The 573-nt window shown below is 74.5% G+C and carries 1 protein-coding gene; it reads right to left on the bottom strand.

Translation table 11 applies throughout. From position 1 onward, the window contains the following. The coding region (locus tag APM_RS12845) for a J domain-containing protein (protein ID WP_007423804.1) at positions 1-573 on the bottom strand (573 nt) is incomplete at both ends.

Genomic DNA, 573 nt, shown 5'->3' with positions numbered 1-573 from the left:
CTGTCCGAGCCCGCGGGAATCCGCATCCGCACCGCGCCGCCCGGCGTCGGCACCTCGACCTGCCCGCCCAGCACCGCCTCGGCCAGCGTCACCGGCAGATCGAGCCGGATATCCTGCCCTTCGCGGGTGAAGAAGCGATGCGGCGCCACGCTGACGCGGATCAGCGCATCGCCCGCCGGCCCGCCATTCCATCCCACCCCGCCCTTGCCGCGCAGGCGCAGCAGTTGCCCGTCCTCGGTGCCGGGGGGAATCCGCACGTCGAGCGTGCCGCCATCGGGCAGCGACAGCCGCCGCGTGCCGCCGACCACCGCCTCGACGAAGCCGATCGTCATCGAATAATGCCGGTCCTGCCCGCGCCCCGGCCCGCCACGCCGTCCGCCGCCGCCGCCACCGAACATCGAGCCGAACATCGCCTCGAGATCGTCGGTGGTCCAGGCGCCGCCGCCGCCGTAGCGCGCGCCCTCGCCGGTCTCGGCATAGTCGCGCCAGGTGCCGTGCCGCGCGCGTTCCTGCCCCTCGGCATCGATCTCGCCGCGGTCGAAGCGGGCGCGCTGATCGGCGTCGGACAGCAGA

Origin of the sequence: Acidiphilium sp. PM, from assembly GCF_000219295.1 — a bacterium.
GTDB classification, from domain to species: Bacteria; Pseudomonadota; Alphaproteobacteria; order Acetobacterales; family Acetobacteraceae; genus Acidiphilium; species Acidiphilium multivorum.
The sequence above is the reverse complement of the archived record's forward strand: the minus strand, read 5'-3'. Positions and strand labels throughout refer to the sequence as shown.